General features: G+C 30.3%; 17 protein-coding genes and 2 pseudogenes. All 19 read left to right on the plus strand.

Annotation, left to right across the window (positions count from 1 at the left end; all coding sequences use genetic code 11):
- The first annotated feature begins 1 nt into the window (after nt 1).
- The 19 genes and pseudogenes from ABF633_RS12295 (at nt 2) to ABF633_RS12385 (ending at nt 22,646) form a co-directional block, all read left to right on the plus strand.
- Nucleotides 2-2,662, plus strand: coding sequence for a DEAD/DEAH box helicase (locus ABF633_RS12295; protein ID WP_415524078.1), 2,661 nt, complete (start codon nt 2-4; stop codon nt 2,660-2,662).
- Complete coding sequence (gene drmA, locus ABF633_RS12300; protein ID WP_415524080.1) at nt 2,655-6,002, plus strand: DISARM system helicase DrmA; 3,348 nt, start codon at nt 2,655-2,657, stop codon at nt 6,000-6,002. The genes ABF633_RS12295 and drmA overlap by 8 nt, the downstream gene beginning before the upstream one ends.
- Complete coding sequence (gene drmB, locus ABF633_RS12305; RefSeq protein WP_415524082.1) at nt 5,989-7,752, plus strand: DrmB family protein; 1,764 nt, start codon at nt 5,989-5,991, stop codon at nt 7,750-7,752. Before drmA ends, drmB begins: the two co-directional genes overlap by 14 nt.
- Nucleotides 7,734-8,426, plus strand: a complete 693-nt coding sequence (locus tag ABF633_RS12310) for a phospholipase D-like domain-containing protein (protein WP_415524084.1) — start codon at nt 7,734-7,736, stop codon at nt 8,424-8,426. Before drmB ends, ABF633_RS12310 begins: the two co-directional genes overlap by 19 nt.
- A 44-nt stretch (nt 8,427-8,470) precedes the next feature.
- Nucleotides 8,471-10,096 carry a DUF262 domain-containing protein gene (locus ABF633_RS12315; RefSeq protein ID WP_415524086.1) on the plus strand — a complete coding sequence of 542 codons (1,626 nt, stop codon included), beginning with the start codon at nt 8,471-8,473 and terminating at the stop codon, nt 10,094-10,096.
- A 331-nt stretch (nt 10,097-10,427) separates the two neighbouring features.
- Entirely contained in the window at nt 10,428-12,470 is a 2,043-nt protein-coding gene (locus tag ABF633_RS12320; protein ID WP_415524088.1) for an ATP-dependent nuclease, read from the plus strand.
- Complete coding sequence (locus ABF633_RS12325) at nt 12,463-14,241, plus strand: UvrD-helicase domain-containing protein (protein WP_415524090.1); 1,779 nt, start codon at nt 12,463-12,465, stop codon at nt 14,239-14,241. Before ABF633_RS12320 ends, ABF633_RS12325 begins: the two co-directional genes overlap by 8 nt.
- Nucleotides 14,242-14,846: 605 nt before the next feature.
- Nucleotides 14,847-15,623, plus strand: a pseudogene (locus ABF633_RS12330) (Y-family DNA polymerase); the annotation flags it as partial.
- Between the two features lie 16 nt (nt 15,624-15,639).
- Nucleotides 15,640-16,026: pseudogene (locus ABF633_RS12335) on the plus strand (DUF6262 family protein); the annotation flags it as partial.
- A gap of 11 nt (nt 16,027-16,037) precedes the next feature.
- A complete protein-coding gene (locus ABF633_RS12340) occupies nt 16,038-16,226 on the plus strand; it encodes a hypothetical protein (RefSeq protein ID WP_415524092.1) in 189 nt (62 codons plus the stop codon).
- A 475-nt stretch (nt 16,227-16,701) separates the two neighbouring features.
- A complete protein-coding gene (locus ABF633_RS12345; RefSeq protein WP_415524094.1) occupies nt 16,702-17,676 on the plus strand; it encodes an ABC transporter ATP-binding protein in 975 nt (324 codons plus the stop codon).
- Nucleotides 17,673-18,476, plus strand: a complete 804-nt coding sequence (locus tag ABF633_RS12350) for an ABC transporter permease (protein WP_415524096.1) — start codon at nt 17,673-17,675, stop codon at nt 18,474-18,476. The genes ABF633_RS12345 and ABF633_RS12350 overlap by 4 nt, the downstream gene beginning before the upstream one ends.
- A gap of 1 nt (nt 18,477) precedes the next feature.
- Nucleotides 18,478-19,254 carry an ABC transporter permease gene (locus tag ABF633_RS12355; RefSeq protein WP_415524098.1) on the plus strand — a complete coding sequence of 259 codons (777 nt, stop codon included), beginning with the start codon at nt 18,478-18,480 and terminating at the stop codon, nt 19,252-19,254.
- Between the two features lie 237 nt (nt 19,255-19,491).
- A complete protein-coding gene (locus tag ABF633_RS12360) occupies nt 19,492-19,926 on the plus strand; it encodes a hypothetical protein (protein WP_415524099.1) in 435 nt (144 codons plus the stop codon).
- 40 nt (nt 19,927-19,966) lie between these two features.
- Nucleotides 19,967-20,092: a hypothetical protein gene (locus ABF633_RS12365; protein ID WP_415524100.1), complete on the plus strand. Its 126-nt coding sequence runs from the start codon at nt 19,967-19,969 to the stop codon at nt 20,090-20,092.
- A gap of 42 nt (nt 20,093-20,134) precedes the next feature.
- Entirely contained in the window at nt 20,135-20,575 is a 441-nt protein-coding gene (locus ABF633_RS12370) for a hypothetical protein (RefSeq protein WP_415524102.1), read from the plus strand.
- Nucleotides 20,541-20,795, plus strand: a complete 255-nt coding sequence (locus ABF633_RS12375) for a zinc ribbon domain-containing protein (RefSeq protein WP_415524104.1) — start codon at nt 20,541-20,543, stop codon at nt 20,793-20,795. Before ABF633_RS12370 ends, ABF633_RS12375 begins: the two co-directional genes overlap by 35 nt.
- Before the next feature lie 267 nt (nt 20,796-21,062).
- Nucleotides 21,063-21,635: a class I SAM-dependent methyltransferase gene (locus ABF633_RS12380; protein WP_415524106.1), complete on the plus strand. Its 573-nt coding sequence runs from the start codon at nt 21,063-21,065 to the stop codon at nt 21,633-21,635.
- A 102-nt stretch (nt 21,636-21,737) separates the two neighbouring features.
- Nucleotides 21,738-22,646, plus strand: a complete 909-nt coding sequence (locus tag ABF633_RS12385; RefSeq protein WP_415524109.1) for an MBL fold metallo-hydrolase — start codon at nt 21,738-21,740, stop codon at nt 22,644-22,646.
- Nucleotides 22,647-22,810: the final 164 nt, after the last annotated feature.

A 22,810-nucleotide genomic window follows, 5' to 3' on the forward strand; every position in this document is an offset into this window, starting at 1 on the left:
AATGAGTATTGTTGATAAATTAAATTGGGCAATGAGTCTTAGAGAACCTCAATTTGAGGCTATGAAAACTTTAGATAATATATGTTCAAAAATTGATTATAAAGCCTATACTAAAGAGCAAGTAGAGGAAACAGCCTCAGAAAGTTGCCAAATAAAATCTAAGATAAAGGTGGATGATAATCTTAGTTTTCCTTCTTTCTGTTTTGAAATGACAACTGGTATTGGTAAAACAAGGTTAATGGGTGCTTCTATATATTATTTATATAAAACAAAAGGATATAGACACTTTTTTATTTTAGCACCTGGAAATACAATATATGATAAGTTACGTAAAGAGGTAATGCCGCACCATCCTAAATATATGTTTAAAGGGTTAGAATCGGAAATGGGAAGACCTAAGGTATATGATGGTGAAAATTATTTATCTTATCCTGTGAAATATGTTCAGGGAGAAATAGAAACTGACAAATCTTCTGAAATTCAATTGTTTGTTTTTAATATTGGAAAGATATTCAAAAGAGGAGATGTTCAGTTTAAATTTCATGAATTTCAAGAAGCTCTTGGAAAATCATTTGCTGAGGTACTTGCTAGTTTTGATGATTTAGTGATTTGTATGGACGAAGCCCATAGGTATTATGCACCTGCATCTATGAAAGCTATAGATTATTTAAAGCCAATATTAGGGCTAGAGTTTACAGCTACTCCAAAACCAACAAATAAGAATATTATTTATAGCTATGGCTTAGCAGAAGGAGCAGGCAAATTTCTTAAAATACCAGTAGTTATGGGAAGAACAAATACCGCAGGATTTACTGAAAAAGATATTGAAGAAATGAAAATAAAAGATGGTATTAAGCTACATGAACATCGTAAAGCAGTGGTATATAAATATTGTAGTGAAAATGGTCTGACTCAAGTGAAACCAATAGTGTTGATATCATGTAAGGATACTAGTCATGCTATGGAGATAAGACAAATAATAGATTCAGATTTATTTTTTGATGGAAAATATAAAGGTAAAGTTATAGAAATACATTCAAAAACAGGTAGTGTAGAAACTGAGGACAACATTAAAAAATTATTAACTATAGAAGAAAATACAAATCCAATAGAAATAGTTCTTCATGTGTACAAGCTAAAAGAAGGTTGGGATGTTAATAATCTATTTACTATAATTCCTCTTAATGCTGCTAAAAGTGAAATACTCACATTGCAGACTATAGGAAGAGGATTACGTTTACCTTTTGGAAAAATAACTGGACAAGAAGAACTAGACACATTAGACATAGTGGCTCACGATCATTATAGAGAATTAGTTGATGAAATAAAAGCAAATCCAGTATTTAAAAGACGTAATCTTGACGAGGAAGAAATAGAGTCAACTGAATCAGTAGACGTAGAGCCAGAGTTTAATAATGTACAATTAGAATTATTTGAAAAAGCAATAAATTATACTGATATGAAGTCATTTCAAGATATTAGTAATAGTAGAATACAGGAAGAATTGTATAAAGGCTATTTAAAAACCTATGCCAAAGTGGTAAAGTCAAAAGACGATTCTGATATTCAACAAATGTCATTATTTGAACTGGAAAAGACAGTTGAAGAAAAGATAGATGAAAATTCAAAAAAAGCTGGTGGAGAACTTTCAAAGGTACATGCTAAGGGAAAGAATAGTAAAACACCAGTGCTTAAAAAGAATGAATTCATTGAAAAAATAAATAAATTAAAGCAATTTGCCATTTCTGTACCTAAAATAAGTATAGGATATAGTTCAACAGTAAAGTTTAAACCAATAACTATTAAAAAGAATATAAAGGATTTTGTAATAGAGTTATCTTATATTGAGCGATATGATGTTATAAATAATAAATTGCTTGAATCACTTGAAGCAGTAGCATTAGAAATTGATGATCCAGTAAATGAACTTGCATGTATGCTTCTTGAAAGTGTACCAGAATTTAGTGCAGATGATGCTGATTATATATTAAATGTTGTAGAACAATATCTTAAGCTTATTGATGGATCTTATGAAGATAAGAAAAAAATAGTTAGAAGATATGCTACCTTAATAATTAACGATATTAAGAAACAAATTTATGCAGTAAAAGAAGAACATACTGAGTTTGTATATAGAATAGAAAAAGACTTAATTTTATTTAAGGCCTTTGTAAAAAATATAAAGCCAGAAGGTACTGTTGATTTTCATAAAGATATAAAAGACAAGAAGAATATTAGGCAGTACTTATTTACAGGATATAAAAAATCTTACTATCCTGAATATGGCTTTGATAGTGATGATGAAAGAAGATTTTCAGTTATATTAGAAGAAGATAAGGATGTATTAAGATGGATTAAACCACCACTAAACCAAATGGGTGTATTCTATAAAGCTGGAAAACAATATAATCCTGATTTTATAGTGGAAACAGCTGATTCAAAATATTTAGTTGAGATTAAAGCTAAAAATGAAACAGATAATAAAGATGTTCTTGACAAAGCAAAGGCAGCAATAAAGTGGTGTGAGTGTGCAACTAAAGTAGATGCAGATAGTAAAAAATGGAAATATAGACTTATTGCTGGTAACAATGTTATTATAGGTAATTCTTTTAGATATACAGCTGGTATGACTGTAAACTTGGAGGTAATTGAGAATGAGTGATAAAGCATATAGTGAAGTTAGAAATAAGATCCTTGATGCTCTAAGAATTGATTTAGTGGGTCCTTTGGAAGAGGAGGAAAAATTGGATGAGTTTCCATTAAGTAGCTATATAACAGGTATGTTGTATCCTCATAAAGCTTCTGTTTCATCTGATGTGGAATATGAAAATAAAGATTTCACATCAGCTAGAGATGAAGATTATAGAGGAGAAGAGGAAGAGGATGAAATTGATGAAATAGTAGGAACTAAGTTTAAGCTTCAATCATCCATGGGCATAAGGTTCTATGTCAATAATAATATCCAAAAGTTAAAGGTTAAGGTTAAATGGGGACAATATTATAAAGATAAATTAAAACTAGAAAATTACAACAATGAAGAAAATAAAAAGAAAACAGGCAGAACTGTTTTTGTACGTGTTCCAAAAGAAGAAGAATTGATTCTTGATTTAGGAAATACAAACAGGAATACAGAGTTATCATTAAAGGAAGATCAATCAATTAAAATTAAATCATCACAAATATTACTTAAAAATGCCTCTAAATTGGTAGCTATTTATTTAAGTAATTGCAGAGAAACTTCAGATGATAGAGATTTTGAAAATGTAATGTTTCAAGCTGAACTTATAGTTAAAGGTATTGATAATGAAGCTGTTTTTGAACCAGAACACCTTTGCCGTGATATTGAAATAGAAGATGAATTTTACTATGAAAAAAGACCAATTTATGCTCGTGGTAATGGATGTGCTGCAGATTGGATTAAATCAGATGGAGGAAAAGCTGTAGAAGTTAGAACTATTTTTATACCAGAACATGAGATTAATTCTGTTAGCCCAAACCTTAAGGGATTTTCAGAAGATTATTTTTCTATGCAATTTATGGCAAAGCCTTCCAATAAGGCTGAAATAATTAGTAGACTAAAAGCTTTAAATAATGAGTATTTTAAATGGATTGATGCTTTAAAAAATAATGTTAAAATGCAAGATGAAGAATTTAAAGACAGAGGTAATAAGATAATAAATACGTGTTTTGAAGCTCATAGCAGAATTTCTAAAGGTATAGAACAAATTGAACAAAATGAGTATGCTTTTAAAGCCTTCTGTTTTATGAATCAATCTATGTATTTGCAAAGAGGAATAAGTGAATTCTCTAAAAAATATGGTAGCGGAATAAAATGTAGTTTTAGAGATGAAGAATTTTGTAAAAAAGATCATAGCAAGTGGAGACCATTCCAAATAGCATTTATATTACTAAATATTAATGGATGCTTAAATCCTTTAGATGATGAACGTAAAAATGTAGATTTGCTTTATTTCCCAACCGGAGGAGGGAAAACAGAGGCTTATTTAGGGTTAATTGCTTTTGTAATTGGATATAGAAGACTAACTGCTCAGCTTGAAAAAGAATTTGAAAAAGATGGTGGAGTTACAGTTATTTTAAGATATACATTAAGACTTCTGACAACACAACAGCGTGATAGATTAACTAAAATGATATGTGCAGCAGAAATTATTAGAAGTAAGCATGAAAAAGATTATGGTAAAGCACCAATTTCAATAGGATTTTGGGTAGGTGGAGGGGTAACACCTAATAGTTTTAATGAATTTAAGTTTAATAAAGATGACCCTACAGCAAGCGATAAAGCTAAAAATAAACTTAAAAAACAAATAATTACTTGTCCTTTCTGTGGAAGTCCAATAAATAAAGAGGATTATGAAATTGATACTGAAAAAGGAGAAGTTAATATTTATTGCCATGATGTTAATTGTTATTTCTATAAATATAAAGGAAAGCCAATACCAGTTTATGTTATAGATGAGGAAATATACAGAAAATGTCCAACAGTTATAATCTCCACAGTAGATAAATTTGCAAGGCTTCCTTGGGATGAAAAAACTGGGTTGATTTTTGGAAGAACTGATAGATATTGCGAAAGACATGGATATATAGCATGTGGAGAAAAACATTCAAAAAGCCATAATAAAAAAGAAAACTTGAGTGCAGCAAAGGTTATTAAAACAAGGCAATTTTATCCACCAGAACTTATTGTTCAAGATGAATTGCATTTGATAACTGGACCACTTGGAACAATATATGGTGGATATGAAACTGTAATAGAAGAAATGTGTTCATTTACTAGAGCTGGATATAAAATAATACCTAAATACATTGTTTCTACTGCAACTATTAAAAATGCAGATGCACAGATAAAATGTTTATATGGAAGAAATAGTTTAACTCAATTTCCTCCAAGTGGTTTTGATATTGGGGACAGTTATTTTATTAAAGAAATTAGTTTAGATGAAAAACCATTTAGAAAATATTGTGCTGTGTGTGCAAGTGGACAGTCAATGAAAACTACTGTACTTAGGGTATATGCAGTGTTATTACAGGCAGTTAAAGAACTATCAACTCATGAATCATATAAGGAATGGATAGATCCTTATTATACTTTAATTGGCTATTTTAATAGTATAAGAGAGTTAGGTGGTACAGTAAGGTTATTGCAAGATGACATTCCTAAGAGAATAAAAAGAATAAAGAAAAGATATGCTTATGGGCAAGAAAGATTCTTAAGGAGAACAAGGGAGATAACATCACGTATTTCATCATACAAGATTGCTGAATTATTGGAACAATTAACACTTTCACATGATAATGAGGAGTGTTTAGATGTTGCTATAGCTACAAATATGATTGCTGTTGGTATGGATGTTGATAGATTAGGATTAATGACTGTAATGGGACAACCTAAGCAGAATTCTGAATATATTCAAGCTACAAGCCGTATAGGGAGAAAATTTCCAGGACTTGTAGTAACTATTTATAATCCATATAGACCAAGGGATTTATCCCATTATGAAAACTTTAAAGGCTTTCATTCTCATATGTATAGGTATGTAGAGGGAACTACAGCTACACCATTCTCAGCTCGTGCAAGAGATAGAGTTTTACATGCAATAGTTGTAGCTTTATTGAGATTAAAAAATGAAACTATGGCACCAAATAATGGAGCAAAGAACATCTGTGATATTGAAAGTGAAATAGTTGAAGAAGCAAAAAAAGTTATATTAGAAAGACTATCAATAGTATCAGCTAAGGCAAAAGAAGATACTTTATTTGAAATAAATCAATTTATTGAAGATTGGAAATGTTTGTCAAATGAAGAAAAAGAATTGCTTTATTACATTAAATATACTGATAAATATAACAGATTACTAAATTACTATAATGAGTATTGTACACCAAAAGAAAAACCTACTCTTAATTCTATGAGAGAAGTTGAAAGTTCATCATCACTATATTATTTTACTGAGGAGGCGAAGAAACATGAAAATAAATAAACTTGGAGAGCTAAGACCTAATCAATTAATAACAACTTTTGGTCCAGGTTCTATATTAGATGCTCTCAATGACTCAGTAACAGTTTTAGATATTAATTATTGGACATCTTATGGGAAAACCATATATGATTCAAGGCTAGCTTCTTATTTAGGAGTAGACTGTTTTAAGACACCAAAAGCTTCATTTACCGGGGATATTCCTGTTGTATCATTTCCAAGCTATCATGTTTGTTCTAATAGTAAATGCAATAATTTGTTTGATATAACAGAGAACTTTAATTTAGATAAATACATTCAAAATGGTCCAGTTTGCCCTTTGTGTGGTTTCAAAGCATATCCAGCAAGATTTATTACTGCATGTACAGATGGACATCTTGATGATTTCCCTTGGAGATGGTGGGTACATAGAGGAGAAACAACATGTAAGAAAAGTATGAAGTTGATTTCTACTGGAAATACATCTTCATTAGCAGAATTAATTGTTAAGTGTGAATGTGGAGATTCAAGAAATATGAGTGGTGCAACAAATCCAGATAACTTTAAAGAATTAAAATGTAGTGGAAGGCATCCACATAACCCACAGATAATGAAAAATACAAAAGGGTATTATTCTAAATGTAATAAACAGGTTATTCCTTCACAACGTGGAGCGTCCAATGTATATTTTTCAGTAATTAGAAGCGCAATATCAATTCCACCATGGATAAACCCATTATATGCATTAGTCGATGAACATTATAGAGATATTCTTAATTATAGAGAAGACTTTGGAGAAATGGGAGTAACAAAAATTTATGAAAAGTACTTTAAAGATGTATGCTCAAGAGAAGAATTTGATGATGCAGTTAAAAAAAGGGATGAAAAAATAAAGGAGTTTACTGAAATAAAAGAAATGGAATATTCCGCTATTACTCACCACGATGATATGATATATCAGACAAATGTAAAATATTTTAAAGCTGAAGAGGAAGAAGTTCCAAATTATCTCTCAAAATATTTTTCCAGAATTATTAAAGTTCATAGATTAAGAGAAGTAATGGTATTGTTAGGATTTATGAGGATGGAAGCTCCAGAACCAGAAGTTGATGATCCTAAAAATATTGTTCCTCTTACAACGAGTAAAGTGGAACCTTGGTTACCAGCAGTAGAAATCAATGGAGAAGGAATTTTTATTGAATTTAATCAAGATACAATTAAAAAGTGGAAACAAAACTTGAAAACTCAAAAACTTTCAGAAATGTATAAAGATTATTATAATGATTTTTGCAAAGCAAGAGGATGGACAAAATTTAAAGAAAGAAATGCTGAATATGTACTTTTACATACTTTTTCTCATTTGTTAATTAAGGAAATGGCTATGCTATGTGGTTATTCATCTTCAGCTATTAAAGAAAGAATATATAGTAGTGAGAATATGTGTGGCATTTTACTTTATACTGGAAGCGCTGATAAGGAAGGATCTTTAGGTGGATTAGTTGAAATGGGTGAAGTCAGAAGCTTTAATAAATTATTAAAGCAAGCATTGGAAAATGCTTTAACATGTACAACAGATCCAGAATGCATGGCTAATGAGCCTTCAACTGAACGTTTAAGTGGCGCTGCTTGTCATTCATGTGCGATGATTTCAGAAACAGCTTGCGAAAATGGAAATAGGTTATTAGACAGAAAACTTGTAGTACCCTTAGCAATAGATAGCAATTGTAGTTATTTTAAGGACTTGGTGAAAGAATTATGTGGAATGGAAGTATAAGTGATGCACTTTTGGTAGAGACAATTGTGTCTGATATTGAGAAATTTAAAACAAATACAGATTTAGTTTCAAATTTTCAGGAATCTCTTTTGGAAATTCATAAGAAATTTCCAAACCTATCAATTGAAGAAGCTAATAGGCTATTGCAAATTGCGATTGGATTATATAACTACAAAAAAACTGAAAAAATTGAGATTGTCATAACAGCACCCAATAGCTTTAAATTACATGCAAGAAAAACAAGCTCAGTTATGAAAGAACTAATATATAGTGCAGAGAAAAGCATAACATTAACAGGATATTCAATATCTGATTATGCTATGGAATTATTTAATGAAATAATTAATAAAAGTCAAAGAGGCATATATGTAAATTTATATCTTAATGATTTTGAAAACAAGAAAGAACAACTAGATAAATTATTATTGTACAAAAGCAGATATCTTAATATTTATGATTATAATAAAAATTCAAATGATAAAATGGCAGCTCTACATGCAAAAGTAATAGTTATTGATTCATATAGAACACTTATTTCATCATCAAATCTTTCTTATCATGGGATTGAAGGAAATATAGAGATGGGAGTTGTTATAGAATCTTTAAAGAAATCAGGAGAAGTTGAACAGATATTAAAGGAATTGAGAAAACAGAGAGTATTTGAAAAGATATAATTTATTAAATTAAATTTAAATATTATATAGAAGTAGGTGATAACATGTATCAGCCAACACCAGGAACAATTCAATATAATGGATTAATAAATGATATTGAAAAAGGATTAATTAAAATACCACAATTTCAAAGAGAATTTGTTTGGTCAAAAAAAGAATCAGCAAGTTTATTGGATAGTATTGTTAAGGGGTATCCAATAGGAACTTTCATATTATGGAAAACGAAAGAAAGATTACGTTCAATAAGAAATATAGGTGGAATAGAACTTCCAGATACACCAGATGGTGATTTTGTTCAATATGTATTGGATGGACAGCAAAGAATGACAAGTTTATATGTCAGTATCAAGGGTGCTACAATTAAAAATGAAGATGGTAAAGATGAAGATTATTCAGAGATATATGTAGACCTTGAAGCTGATGAAGATGGAGAAATAGTGACTGTTGATATATCAAATAGGGATGCTAAAGAGTTAATTAAAGTAACAGAACTGATTTCTGGGGGGCTATCATTAGCAAGAAAATATGATGAAAAATATCATGAAAAACTTGAAGAGTATGCTAATAGATTTAAAACTTATGCATTTTCAACAATAGCAGTTAATGAAGCTCCAATAGATGTAGCAACAGAAATATTTACACGTATAAATGTTGGAGGAAAAAGTTTATCAGTATTTGAAATAATGGTTGCTAAGACATTTGATGTTGAAAGAGATTTTGATTTATCTGTGAAGTACGATGAACTTATAGAAAAATTGGCAACAGTAAATTATGATACCATTCCAAGCTCAACAGTATTACAAGCAGTAGCGGTTTGTCTAGTAAAAGAATGTTCAAAAAAGCAAATTCTTAAGTTAGATAAAAATGCATTTATTGATATTTGGGATAAAGTTATTATAGCAATTGAAAGTGCAGTAGATTATTTTAGAAATTTTTATAGAATACCAGTATCACAATTATTACCATATGATGCTTTATTAATACCATTTACTTATTTCTTTTTTAAACATAAGGATAAGCCTATTGGGAGCAAGCAAAAATATCTACAAGATTACTTTTGGCGTACTGTATTAAATTCAAGATTTTCAAATTCTTTAGAAACTAAAGTAGGACAAGATATTAAGAAGATGGATCAAATATTGAATGAAGGATTGCCAAAATATGAACAAGTTGTTGATATAAGCATAGATTCATTATCGACTAATGGATGGTTTTCAACAGGTAAAGCGTATATAAAGGGATTTTTATGTTTATTAGCATATCATCATCCATTATCATTTGTTGATAATTCTGAAGTAAATATAAACAATAACTGGCTAAGACAAGCTAATAGTAAAAATTATCATCATTTCTTTCCACGTGCTTATTTGAGAAAGCAAGGAGAAGATGAATTCTTTATTAATCATATAGCAAATATAACAATTGTAGATGATTTTTTAAACAAACGTCAAATAAAGGATAAAGCTCCAAGTAAATATATGAAAGAATTTAGTAAACATAATAAAGAGCTTAAGAAAGCAATGGAGAGTCATCTTATCGATGATTTAGAATCATTCGGTATATGGGATGATGACTACGATATTTTTTATAATAAAAGACTTGAAAAGTTTTCAAAAGAATTAGAAAGCAGATTAGTTATTCAAGAGCATGATATTGTATCTAAAAACTAAGAAATTAGCAACAAAAATTATTCTAGTTTTTGAAGGAAGTTAGGTTATTTACAAGTATTATAATATAATTGAATAATCTTTGATGTGTGGTGTGTTTTTAAAAAGAAGTATTAATATATCATAGGGTTGTATACGGAAAAAGTAAATAATAGTTGATTATACTGATAGCCATGTAGAGATATATGAAAACAATATTTCTGCATGACTTTTTATTTGAGATAATAAAAGAAAGACGAAAATAGAAGCTATATTGTGGAATTTTGAGGAAATGTGAGTTACAATTAAAAGTATAATATGAAATTTTTAGTAGGTATTGAAAAGGGGGATAATCTTGTATATATCAAAGCTAGAAATTAATAATTTTAGATGCTGTAAAAATGTAGAGATAGAATTTAATGAAGGCTTAAATGTAATTATTGGAGAAAATAATTGTGGAAAAACAACTATAATGAGGGCGTTGGAATATATATTTAATCGTTCAAGAGTGAGGACACCTGATACTAATGATTTTAATAAAGAATTAGTTAATAAAGCTCTAGAAATATGCGAACAACCACCAGAAATAACAATAATTGCAACTCTCAAATCATCGAGTAGTGACAAACTAGAAGATAAAGCAGTTGTAGCTAGTTGGCTTACAAAGTTAGAAACACCGTGGGAAGCTACACTTACATATAAATTTTATTTGCCAGAAAGCAATAATAAGGAATATAGAGAAGAAATAAAAAATATTAAGAAATCACAAAGAAATTATATTCAGAAAAGGTGGACTACCTTTGAAAAATATTTGAAAAAGTATGTTTCAAGGATATATGGAGGGAATAGTGAAAGTAAAAATAAGGTGGAAAGTGAATACTTAGATAAATTCCATTGCGAGTTACTTGATGCATTACGAGATGTGGAAAGTAAAATGTTTACAGGAAGAAATGCTTTGCTAAAAGAAGTTTTAGGATATTTTAAAGATTCTCATATAGAAATTCAAAATGGAGATGAACTTTCAGTAGAAGATAAAAAGAAAATAGTTGAGAAAGAAAAAAAAGATAGAAAAAAAGAGTTTGATGAATATGCTGATAAGATTGTAAAAAACATTAGTAAGAGAGTAGGGAATAACGATGTTTTAGATTTTGCAGAAAAAACAGGTGCTTCAATAGGAGGCATTCCAACTTTAGGAGGAAATCTAGAAGAAAACGATGTATTATCTGTATTGAAATTAATGATTAAAAATAAGATAGGAATTGAAGTTCCTATTATTAACAATGGAATGGGATATAATAATTTAATTTATATATCATTGTTATTATCAAAGTTTAAAATGATTACTTCGGATGAATATGGTGAGAATGCTAAAGTATTCCCAATATTATTGGTTGAAGAACCAGAGGCACACCTCCATCCAGCATTACAATACAACTTTTTAAAATTCTTAAAAGATGAAGTTAGTAATCAAAAAATAAGTAGACAAATATTTATAACAACTCACTCAACACATATAACAGCAGCAGTGGGATTAGACAAAATAATATGTATGGAGACAGATGAAGCAGGTAATACAACTGCTAGATATCCAGGCAAGGTTTTTTCAGATGCTGATAAAGAAGATATAAAATCAAAAAAATATGTTGAACGTTATTTAGATGCTACAAAATCTACAATGTTATTTGCTAAATCAGTTCTTTTAGGGGAAGGACTTGCAGAACAAATATTATTGCCAGTGTTAGCAGAGCAAGCTAATAGAAGTTTTGATAAAAACCATGTTTCTATGGTTCGAGTAGATGCTTTAACGTTTAAACATTTTATAAAATTATTTGGAGCTGGAATAAAGAAAGAAAACCTTAAATATGCATTGACAAAAAGAGTAGCATGTATAATTGATTCAGATCCATCAAAAATTATTAAAAAAGAAAAGTCACAGGAAAAAAGACGTGCTTGGAAAAAATGCTGGCCTTTTGAAATCAATTCAGATACTGAAAACTGTGAATATAAGTTTTTTTCAGGAGCAGTTCAGAATTTATTAAAGTATACAAAAGATTGTGACAATGTAAGCATATTTTATAATTCTTCTCAAAAAGGAAAAACACTAGAATATGATATTGCACTTGAAAATTATGATAATAAAGATTTTTTTAATGATGAAATTGAGATTATTAACTTTAAAGAATTAGAGAAAAGTTCTTGGGAACAAGAAGAAAAAGTAAAAGCTAAAAAAGCAGCATCCTATTTGAAATATGCTGAAGACACTAAAGGTGAGGCTGCATTTGAATTGGCAGAGAAAGTAAGAAGTAAGGAAATAGATATTAAATTGCCGAATCATATCCAAAAAGCATTTATTTGGGTGTGCTATATGGATAATAAGGAGTTAAAAGAGGATGAGTAATACTGAATATGAAACAATTAATTCAGAACAGCTAATTGACATAAATACAAATTTTAAAATCACAGCTGGTCCTGGTGCAGGTAAAACTTATTGGTTGGTAAAACATATTAAGCATGTATTAGAAGAATCAAAAATATTAAAATCAGCTTCAAAAATTGCTTGTATAACGTATACTACGGTAGCTGCTGAAGAAATAAACGAGAGATTGAAGGCAAATTCTGACAGAGTAGAAATATCTACTATTCATAGTTTTCTATATAATAATGTAGTAAAACCTTATATTTACTTATTAAAAGATGAAAATGGACAATGTGTTGTAAATTATCAGAAGATGAATGGTCATACAAATAATGTAGCTAGCCCAGGAAAGATAAATGAATGGATAAGAGAAAACAAACTTTATAAACATGTTAATGAAAAGAGAATTAAGCATATATTTTTAGATTTAGATTGGTTTTTGGATGATAGTTTAGTTTTAAAAGCAAAAAAAGAATATAACAGAGGTTATATGGAAGATAAACTGTTGTCATATAAAAAGTTATATTGGGTTGAAGGAATAATACACCATGAGGATGTTTTATATTTTTCATATAGAATACTTAAAGAAAATGCTATATTAAGAGAATTCCTATCGATAAAATTCCCATATATTTTTTTAGATGAATTTCAAGATACAAATCCTATTCAGACAGAAATAGTTAAATGGTTTGCACAGGGAAAAAGTATTATTGGTGTCATAGGAGATCCAGCACAGTCTATTTATAAATTTAATGGAGCTTCAAGAAAAGAATTTTTAAATTTTAATTTGCGAAGTCAAACAAACTATTTAATAGAAAATAATAGAAGAAGCACTGATAACATTTTAAACGTTTTAAATTATATAAGAAAAGGAGATAAGATAATACAAAAAGGGGTTAGAAAGTGCCAGGGCATAAAAGTTTCTTATGTTAAATCAAGTGATCCAGCACATATCATAAAAAGATTTAATGAATGTAGAATACTTTTAGGTTTAAAAAATGAGTACTGCATTGTTGCGAGAAGTAATGACGGAGTAATTAAATTAAAGAACAACGATAATGATTGTGATTGTAAAGTCTGGGATAAAGTTTATAAAGCACATTTTTATAGAGCTAGTTTTTTAGAACATTTATTATTAGCTCAAGAATATGCAAATGATCATAGGTATGAAGTGGCTATGAAAGAAATTTTAAAGATATTTAAAGGTGTTAAAAATGCTGAATTAAAAGAACCATTTAAATCATGTAAAGAGCTTAATGATATAGAAAAACGAAGTTGTGCTGTAAGTATATTAGAGTATTTAGTAAATAATAGATTATGTAATATAGAAAAAAAATTAATAAACTTTTATAATGAATTAAATAGTGATATATTAGAAAAACTTAATTTGAAAATTTCTCAAATAGGCAAAAAAGGTAAAATAAAAGAATGCTATGAATCAGTAGCATTTAAAGAACTTGTTAATAACTTGAAATTGAATGAAGAAAAAAGTACTAACATTAGAACAATACACAAAACTAAAGGAGCAGAATTTGAATCTGTTTTGGTGTATATGGAAGATGATAAAGAACTAGAGAATATTATTAATCCTAATATTGAGTATGAAGAAGATGATTGTAGAATTTACTATGTAGCTTTTAGTAGGGCAAAAGATTTTTTATGTATTGCTATACCAGAAGAAATGGATGTAGAAAAATTCAATGATCTTGGAATAGTTTCTATAGATGATATAATATGTAATGTAGATAAATGATGAAAAAATTTAAATGGATATAAGTGGTAAAAAATTGTTTACTATATTAACAATTTTTTAAATTTCACAGTTGATTTACAATTAGTTATGCAATTCTTTAGTATGATGAAGCTTATTCAATAAGCATTGGTGTATAGAAAGAAAAATTCTCCACTCTGTTACCAATTTTTAAAAGTTAACAGTTACATTACAGAAAATTGAAAGAATGTCAGAAAAGTTTGTTTTCTGTTGCTATTTATTTTAATAAGAAGTGGCCATATTCCAATCGTCGCTCCTGAAAATATATAAAATGGAAATTAAAAAAGATTCATCATGCAAAGGCACATGGTGAGTCTTTTTTATCTATAATCGACATACCTAAAGTTAAAGTAATGCTTTAGACTATTGTTGGAAATATGTTTAAAAATAGTAATGAAAAACTTTTATTGTAATTAATTGTAAATATAAGATCCAGAGCAAACTACAAACAGTCTCTTCATGTTATTAAATTATATAAACATTTCATATTTTTTCAAAACCTCTTATAAAAAGTATAGAAATGGTATATAATATATAAGAACATATGTTCTTGAATTAGCATATTAATATTTATTAAGAGGTTGAAAATTATGAGTACATTAGTTTTTCACATTGATGTAAATAGTGCATACCTTTCTTGGGAGGCAACTTATAGGCTTCAGCAAGGAGAAACATTAGACCTTAGAACAATTCCTTCTGTGGTAGGTGGGGATGAGACAAGTAGACATGGAATTGTTTTAGCAAAGTCAATTCCTGCTAAGAAATATAATATCAAGACTGGTGAAACCTTGCATGATGCTAGAATAAAGTGTCCAGAGCTAGTCATAGTACCACCAAGATATTGGCTGTATATGAAATGCAGTTCAGCAATGCATAAAATACTATATGAATATACACCTATCATACAAAGGTTTTCAGTGGATGAAAGTTTTTTGGATTTTTCTAACATGGAAAATTTATATACAGATTATATAAGGCTGGCTGAAACTATAAAAGAAAGAATAAAAGTAGAATTGGGATTTACAGTAAACATAGGTATATCAAATAACAAGCTGCTTGCAAAGGTTGCTTCAGACCTAAAAAAGCAAGATAGAATACACACCTTATTTCCACATGAGATAAGAAAGAAAATGTGGCCACTGACCGTTGAAGATTTATTTATGGTGGGTAGAGCTACAGCTCCCAAATTACACAAGTTAAACATTAATACAATTGGAGATTTAGCCAATTATGATGTAAATATATTAAAAAACATTCTAAAAAGCCATGGAGAAGTAATATGGAATTATGCTAATGGTATAGATAATTCGCAGGTTAGAAAAAGTAATTATATTGAGATGAAAGGCATAGGAAACTCTACAACAATCTGAAGGTCTCAAAGAATATGCAGAAAAGAAGAACCAAGAAACTATTAACAAGGTTAATGCAGTTATTGATAAATTAAAGCGTTCTAAAACAAAGTCTATTAACTTCAAAACTGTGGCTGAGGAAACTGGTGTATCTAAGGCTACTCTGTATAATAATGATATTTTAAAAGAGCGTATATTAAGTCTTAGGGCTATTGATAAAGGTGTTACTTACGAAGGTATAGTTGCTGCACCTAAAGATAAAGCAAAAGTTAAAGATGATAAGATAAAGCAGTTGTATGGAGAAATTAAAAAACTTAAAGAAGATAAGGAAAAATTAATTATTCAATTAGTTGAAATGGAAGAACTTAAAGATGAAAATAAGAGATTAAGAGAACAACTCGTAAAATTAAAGGGGTAAGGAGAAAGAGTGTGATTATTACTAAAAAGTATCTACAAAAGTTAAGAGAAGAGTTATTCTTAAATATATCCAAGGAACAGGAAAAACTTATTCTTGAAAGATTTGGCAAAGACCCTGAGCCAGATGAAGATGGGAATGTTAATGAATATACTGAACAGGACATTTATGAGCAAATAAGAAAAATGATTAGGAGTAAATAGTTATATTTTTTAATTATAATTCGTATTTTTTTAGGACATATCTACCATATTCGATAATTTAATATATTCTTTCCATAGGTGAGCAAAAATCAAAAACAGAACTTATTGTTTTAGGTTATACAATAAAAATGGTTGCCACAAAATGATCCTATTAAATCATTTGAGGCAACCTCTTGTTTTACATAAAAACTAAATCAGTATTTTTTGACATAAGCAAAGCTAACCATAGTAGCTTTAGCACTAATCATATATATAACATATATCAAAAATACTATATTGTCAAGCTATATTTAGGAAAAATGAGAAAATAAGTAAAAAGGTTTGTAATTCTTTTGGGAAGGTGTATTAGGTATATTCAATTATTTCCTTTTTTTCTCTATCTAAAGTAAAATTATTTTAGAATTTATTTTTGGAGGTTTTAGGTTATTTTACAGCTATCATTAAGATTATTTATGTTAGATTGGAGGACAATTTTATGATTGAATTTCAAAATATTAATAAGACCTATCGTGTCGCAAAACGGCAGGCCGGATTAGGTAATGCCATGAAATCGCTGTTTTCACGTCAGTATGAGCTTGTTAACGCTTTGAGCGATGTTAGCTTTACCATCGATGATGGTGAAATGGTGGGTTATATCGGGCCCAACGGTGCAGGCAAGAGCACTACCCTAAAAATCATGTGCGGTGTTCTTACCCCTGACAGTGGAAAATGCATTATAAACGGGCGTACACCTTGGAAAGAGCGTAAGGCTCATGTCCGTGAAATTGGAGTTGTGTTTGGCCAACGGAGCCAACTTTGGTGGGACGTGCCTGTAATAGACAGCTTGGAGTTATTGCGTGACATGTACAGGCTAAACGAAAAACTATATAAAAATAATTTAGATGAACTTTCTGAGCTGCTTGATTTAGGCGAATTATTGAAAACCCCCGCAAGAAGCCTAAGCCTTGGCCAGCGAATGCGTTGTGAAATTGCTGCTTCGCTGCTGCATAATCCCAAAATATTGTTTTTGGATGAACCCACCATCGGACTTGACGCGGTTTCTAAAATCGCTGTAAGGCAGTTTATTAAAAGGTTGAATGCCGAACGTGGCACATCAGTCATTCTGACAACCCACGATATGCAGGATATTGAGGCACTGACAGAACGTATATTGCTAATCGGAAAAGGGAGAATACTGCTCAATGGCAGCTTGGATGAGTTGAAAAAACATGTATCCGAACGCAAGACACTTATCATAAAGTATAGTGGAAAAGAGCCTGAAATTTGTGAGGGTATGGCACTTGCTGAAGCTAAGGAAGGACATCTTGTAATTGAGCTTGATCCGTCAGTTTTGCAGGTGTCGGATGCCATTGCGTATATTGCTGAGCGGACGGAATTGATTGATATTTCTATTTCCGGCATCACCACTGAAGAAATGGTTGCCACGCTATATAAGGAGTATCGCATATGAAAATGTACATATCAGTGTTCCGTATACGGTTTATCAATAGCCTGCAATACCGTGCCGTGACGGTTGGAGCGATTATTACTAGGTTTGCGTGGGGATTTATGGAGGTATTGGCGTACTCGGCGCTTTACCGCACCGGCAGTGTCGCTTTTCCAATGAATTTTTCACAGACTGTTTCCTACATATGGATGCAGCAGACGTTAATAGTGCTGTTCTCGGTGGTATTTTCCGACGGAGAAATTTACTCGGCCATTGGAGATGGTTCCATTGCCTATGAACTCGTCCGGCCAATGGATTTATATGGCCGCTGGTTTTGTCAGTCCGCCGCCAACCGCGTGGCGTTTACAATAATAAACTGCTTGCCTGCGCTGCTTGTGGCACTTATCATTCCTGAGCCGTTCAGAATGTCCATGCCGCTTGCTATGGGACAGTTTATACTGTTTTTACTGTCAACAATGATTGCGTTGTGTGTAGTTGTGGCCTTTGCAATGCTTATGTATATTTTGTTGTTCTATATTGTGTCTCAAAGAGGCATAAGAATAATAGTAACTGCGTTGACAACATTTTTGTCTGGAGGCGTAATACCTTTGCCGTTTTTTCTGGCGCCGGTTCTTGCCGTTGTTCAACTGCTTCCCTTTGCGGCCATGCAAAACATGCCACTTCGTATATATAGCGGCAATATTGCAGGTGTGGATGCCTTGAAGGGTATCGTCTTTCAATTATTTTGGCTTACGGTGCTGTTTATCGTCGGAAGGTTTACTATGAGCCGCGCTTTGAAAAAAGTAATTGTGCAGGGGGGATAATATGAAGTTGTACTTAAATATGATAGCCTTGAATCTGAAAAGCCAGATGCAGTATAAAGTATCTTTCTTTTTAACTACAGTTGGACAGTTTATCACGGCATTTACAGCGTTTTTCGGCTTGTATTTTATTTTTTCACGGATTAACTCCGTAGATGACTTCACCTACGGCCAAGTACTCCTATGCTTCGCGATTGTGATGATGGCTTTTTCACTGGGAGAAATGTTTGGAGGAGGATTGGCTGTCTTCCCGCGTATGCTTAGTAATGGCGAGTTTGATCGCGTTCTCGTCAGGCCGAGAAATATCATACTACAAGTTCTGATGCCAAATATGGATTTCACACGACTTGGTTTACTGGTACAGTCTGTGCTCGTGTTATGCTATTCAATCCCTATCAGTGGAATCGCTTGGTCTTTGGGAAAAATTTTGACACTCGACCTCATGATTCTTTGTGGAGGAGCTTTGTTTTTTGGATTATTTCTCATTAACGCAGCATGTGCATTCTTTACAATGGAGGGTTTGGAATTTATAAACATCTTTACTTATGGTGCACGCCAGTTTGGCCGATACCCATTTTCGGTTTACGGCAACGGTGTTTTAAAATTTCTCACGTTTGTAATTCCGCTGGCTTTGTTTCAATATTACCCACTATTATATTTGATGGACAGAGAACGGAACCCGCTTTTTATGTTCTTGCCTGTGATAGCATTGTTATTTTTGATTCCCAGTTATGCATTTTTTAGATTTGGTTTGAGTAGATATAAATCAACTGGTTCATAAGATATATCATTAAAATAGGGGTAATTATTAATAAAGTTATTAACATGTTATACACATAAAAAAGTATAAAAAGAAAAGAAGTTAGTTTTAGTGAGGATTTGGGACTTATGATACGCACTCTCACTAAAGATAAATCATGAGTTCTAGGTTATAGGGGAGATGAAGTATTATGAAAATTGTAGCAAAGCCAATTGAAGTGATTTCTTATACTGATGATAAAGGGGATATAATGCGATAATGAAGGTTTTTTTTGAGAGGTTGGGACCTTATACACTGTATGCATCTTTGCTTGGAGGGAAATATGGTGTTGGAATATCTTCAGCATACGGAACTATAGCAAAAAAAGTTGCAAAGAGTCTTACTGAAATATTCAAATTTGGAATATTCCAAAGAAGTTACATTTCGGGATCATTAGGTTTCAATACAATGATTAAGGGAGTTGAAAGGAAAGCGATTGAAAGTCCTAAATATTTAAGGAAAGCACATGAGCTTGGAATTAAAATCACAAAAGATATTAAAAACGACAATAAATATCCTTTTCAGTGCTTATTTATGAGATTAATTATTGCACTTCAGTTAAAACCTATTTTTAAAAAGAACATTTTACGTAATAAAGATGCAAAAGAAAAAGCCACATATAACAGCCTTCAGCAAAGGGGTTTGATTAAGTAAAATTATAAATGTAAAAGGAAAGTTTGTTTAAGGGGGACTTATGAGAAAGTTATTATTAAAATTATCAAGTAATACGGAAAAGATATCAACAAAAAGATATATCTTAGTTTTTGCAGGAATTTTATTATTCATGGGATATTTGTCTATTAATAATATTACTGGCTAAGCTAGACTTAAAGAAGTTAGTAATGGTGTTGGAACCTTGGATATGAAGTTAAGTTATAGTTCAAGAGAAGCCTATGATACTATCAAGGCTATGGGAGCTTTAGGTCGACAGTTTTATGTTAAATGGCTAATTATAGATTATGTATTCTCACTTTCATTGATGATATTCAGTTCAATACTGATCACATATTTTCTTAAGAAGCTATCAATCCTAGGGAAAATGCAAAAAATAAATCTACTTCCTTATATTAGAGGCACTTTTGACTATTTAGAAAACTGCTTTATATTAATAATGCTTTTTAACTATCCTAAAGAATTAATAGTCGTTGCAAGTATAGCTAATGTAATGACAATTATGAAATGGACTTTATATGTTATATATTTAGCGATTTTAATAATTCTTATCATAATGACAGCTTGGAAAGCATGGAGACGTTCCCCAATACTATGTGGAAGAAAGCCATCTAACAATAATAATAGATAAAGAAATGTGGGAAGCAGTACAGCTTGAAATGGAAAGAAGGAGGGTATTTGCTGAAACTTATGGTGTATTTAAGTTAGACTATGCAACATTAGATAATCCTTTTGCAGGAAGAGTTATATGTGGGCTTTGCGGTAGTCCATTTGGAAGGAAAGTTTGGAACTCCACAAATGAAATACGCAGTAGAATTGTTTGGCGATGCAATAAAAGGTATGTAGTCTAGGTACTTTATAAGTATTTTTATTTAATAATACTTTGATATCAAATAATATTAAATCATAATTAAAATTAAATTTTGTTATTATAAAGAGGATTGAAATATGGATATTAGACAACAAATACTTAAAGATAATGGATATATTTATGAAGCATTCTAATTATTAATTGATAATTCAAGAGATGTATTATACTATTTATGTATTGAATAATTGAAAGTTTGATGATGCAGAGAAGTAATTTTATACGAAATAAATTGAGGTTGAGGTCCAAAATGGAGTACATGGGAAACAAAAAATATTGGGATGAAAAATTTGCCAATAGGGGTGATAAGTTATTAAGTCCTGAAAAATCAGTAGTTGAAAATATAAGATATTTTAGAAATGGTTCTGTTCTTGATATTGCTTGTGGTGATGGTAGGAACACTCTATTTTTTATTGAAAATGGTTTTGAAGTAACAGGCGTTGATTTCAGCAGTAAAGCACTTGCTCGTTTACAAATGTTTGCTAAAAGAAATAATTATTCTGTGAATACAAAACAAATTGATTTAAGTATAGCTAATTCATTAAAGAATATCGGCATATTTGATAATATTTTAATTAATCATTATAGATTAAACAAAGAGCAACTTGCAGATATTAAAAATCATATAATTGATGGTGGTATTTTATTTATATGTGGTTTTGGAGAAAAGCATAAAGTTGACCCTAAAATTAGAAAAGAGGATTTGATTCAGCCAACTGATTTGGAAGATATTAATAAGTTATTTGATTTAATTAAGTATATTGAAAATCAAGATGATAGAGGATTTTTTGTTACTTATATTTTTCGTAAAAGAAAAAGTTAATGAGGATTCACCTGAGCATGGGATTATAAGCTGGATATAGAGAGGAAGTGAAATTTAGTGTCTTTGTGTAATTATTATACACTCTTTCACTAAAGATAATAAATGGATATAAAAAAAGTAAAGGGGAATACATTTGTTATTAATACTGGAATGACGTACATACCTTTTTATAAAGTTAACGATAAAGAAATTATTATGTTGGATTCAGGATGGGCAAAAGGGGAGAGAAAAGGTATAGATGAGATTTTGGAAAGAAACAACTTTAAGGTAGTTGGCATAATATGCAGTCATGCTCATATAGACCATATAGGAAATAATGCATATTTGAAGAAAAAATATAATTGTGTTATAGCTATGTCAGCCTATGAAGCTCTTTTTTGCAGTTCCACAGTCAATCTAAAGGTTTATTACAGCAGCCAAACATTATCAGAAGTTACAGAACATTTTGGACATATGGTTTGTGAAACAGATATTATGATTTTGAATAACCAAGATGAAATATATGTGTATGGCATTAAATTTAAAATTCTTCATACACCTGGACATAGTCCTGCACATATATGCATTACTACCCCTGATGATGTTGCATATTTAGGAGATGTTCTCATAAGCTACGAAATAATGAAGGGGGCTAAAATGCCTTACGCCTATATACTTAGAGAGGATTTGAAAAGTAAATTAAAGCTTTATGACTTAAAATGCAGTAAATACATAGTGGCACATAAAGGTATGTATGATGATATTGAAAAACTTATAACTGATAATATAAATTTCTATAAGAATATAGCAGAAAGGGTAAATGCTGTAATAGATGGTGCAATGACCATGGAAGATATTTTGAAGACAGTTATTAAAAATTTTAATATTCATGTAAATAGCAAATATAAATATATCGTAATAGAAAGAATGTTAAAGTCATATGTTGAATATTTGAATGAGATAGGAATTATAGAGTTAAATATGGACCATGGATTTCTTAAATATTCAAAACGTCTATCTGATATTTTGTAAGTCTTAATAATAGAAGCTATAAATGTCTAAAACTACAAATGGATCCAGGACAAAGTTGCATATTGATGAATTCCTTGATTCATAGTGTTAACAAATATGGAGGTATTTATTTTGAAAAATGGACTTATCAATTCTCTATCAAATATATTTACATTTTTATAGAG

The organism is Clostridium sp., assembly GCF_047718555.1.
Lineage (GTDB): Bacteria > Bacillota > Clostridia > Clostridiales > Clostridiaceae > Clostridium_I.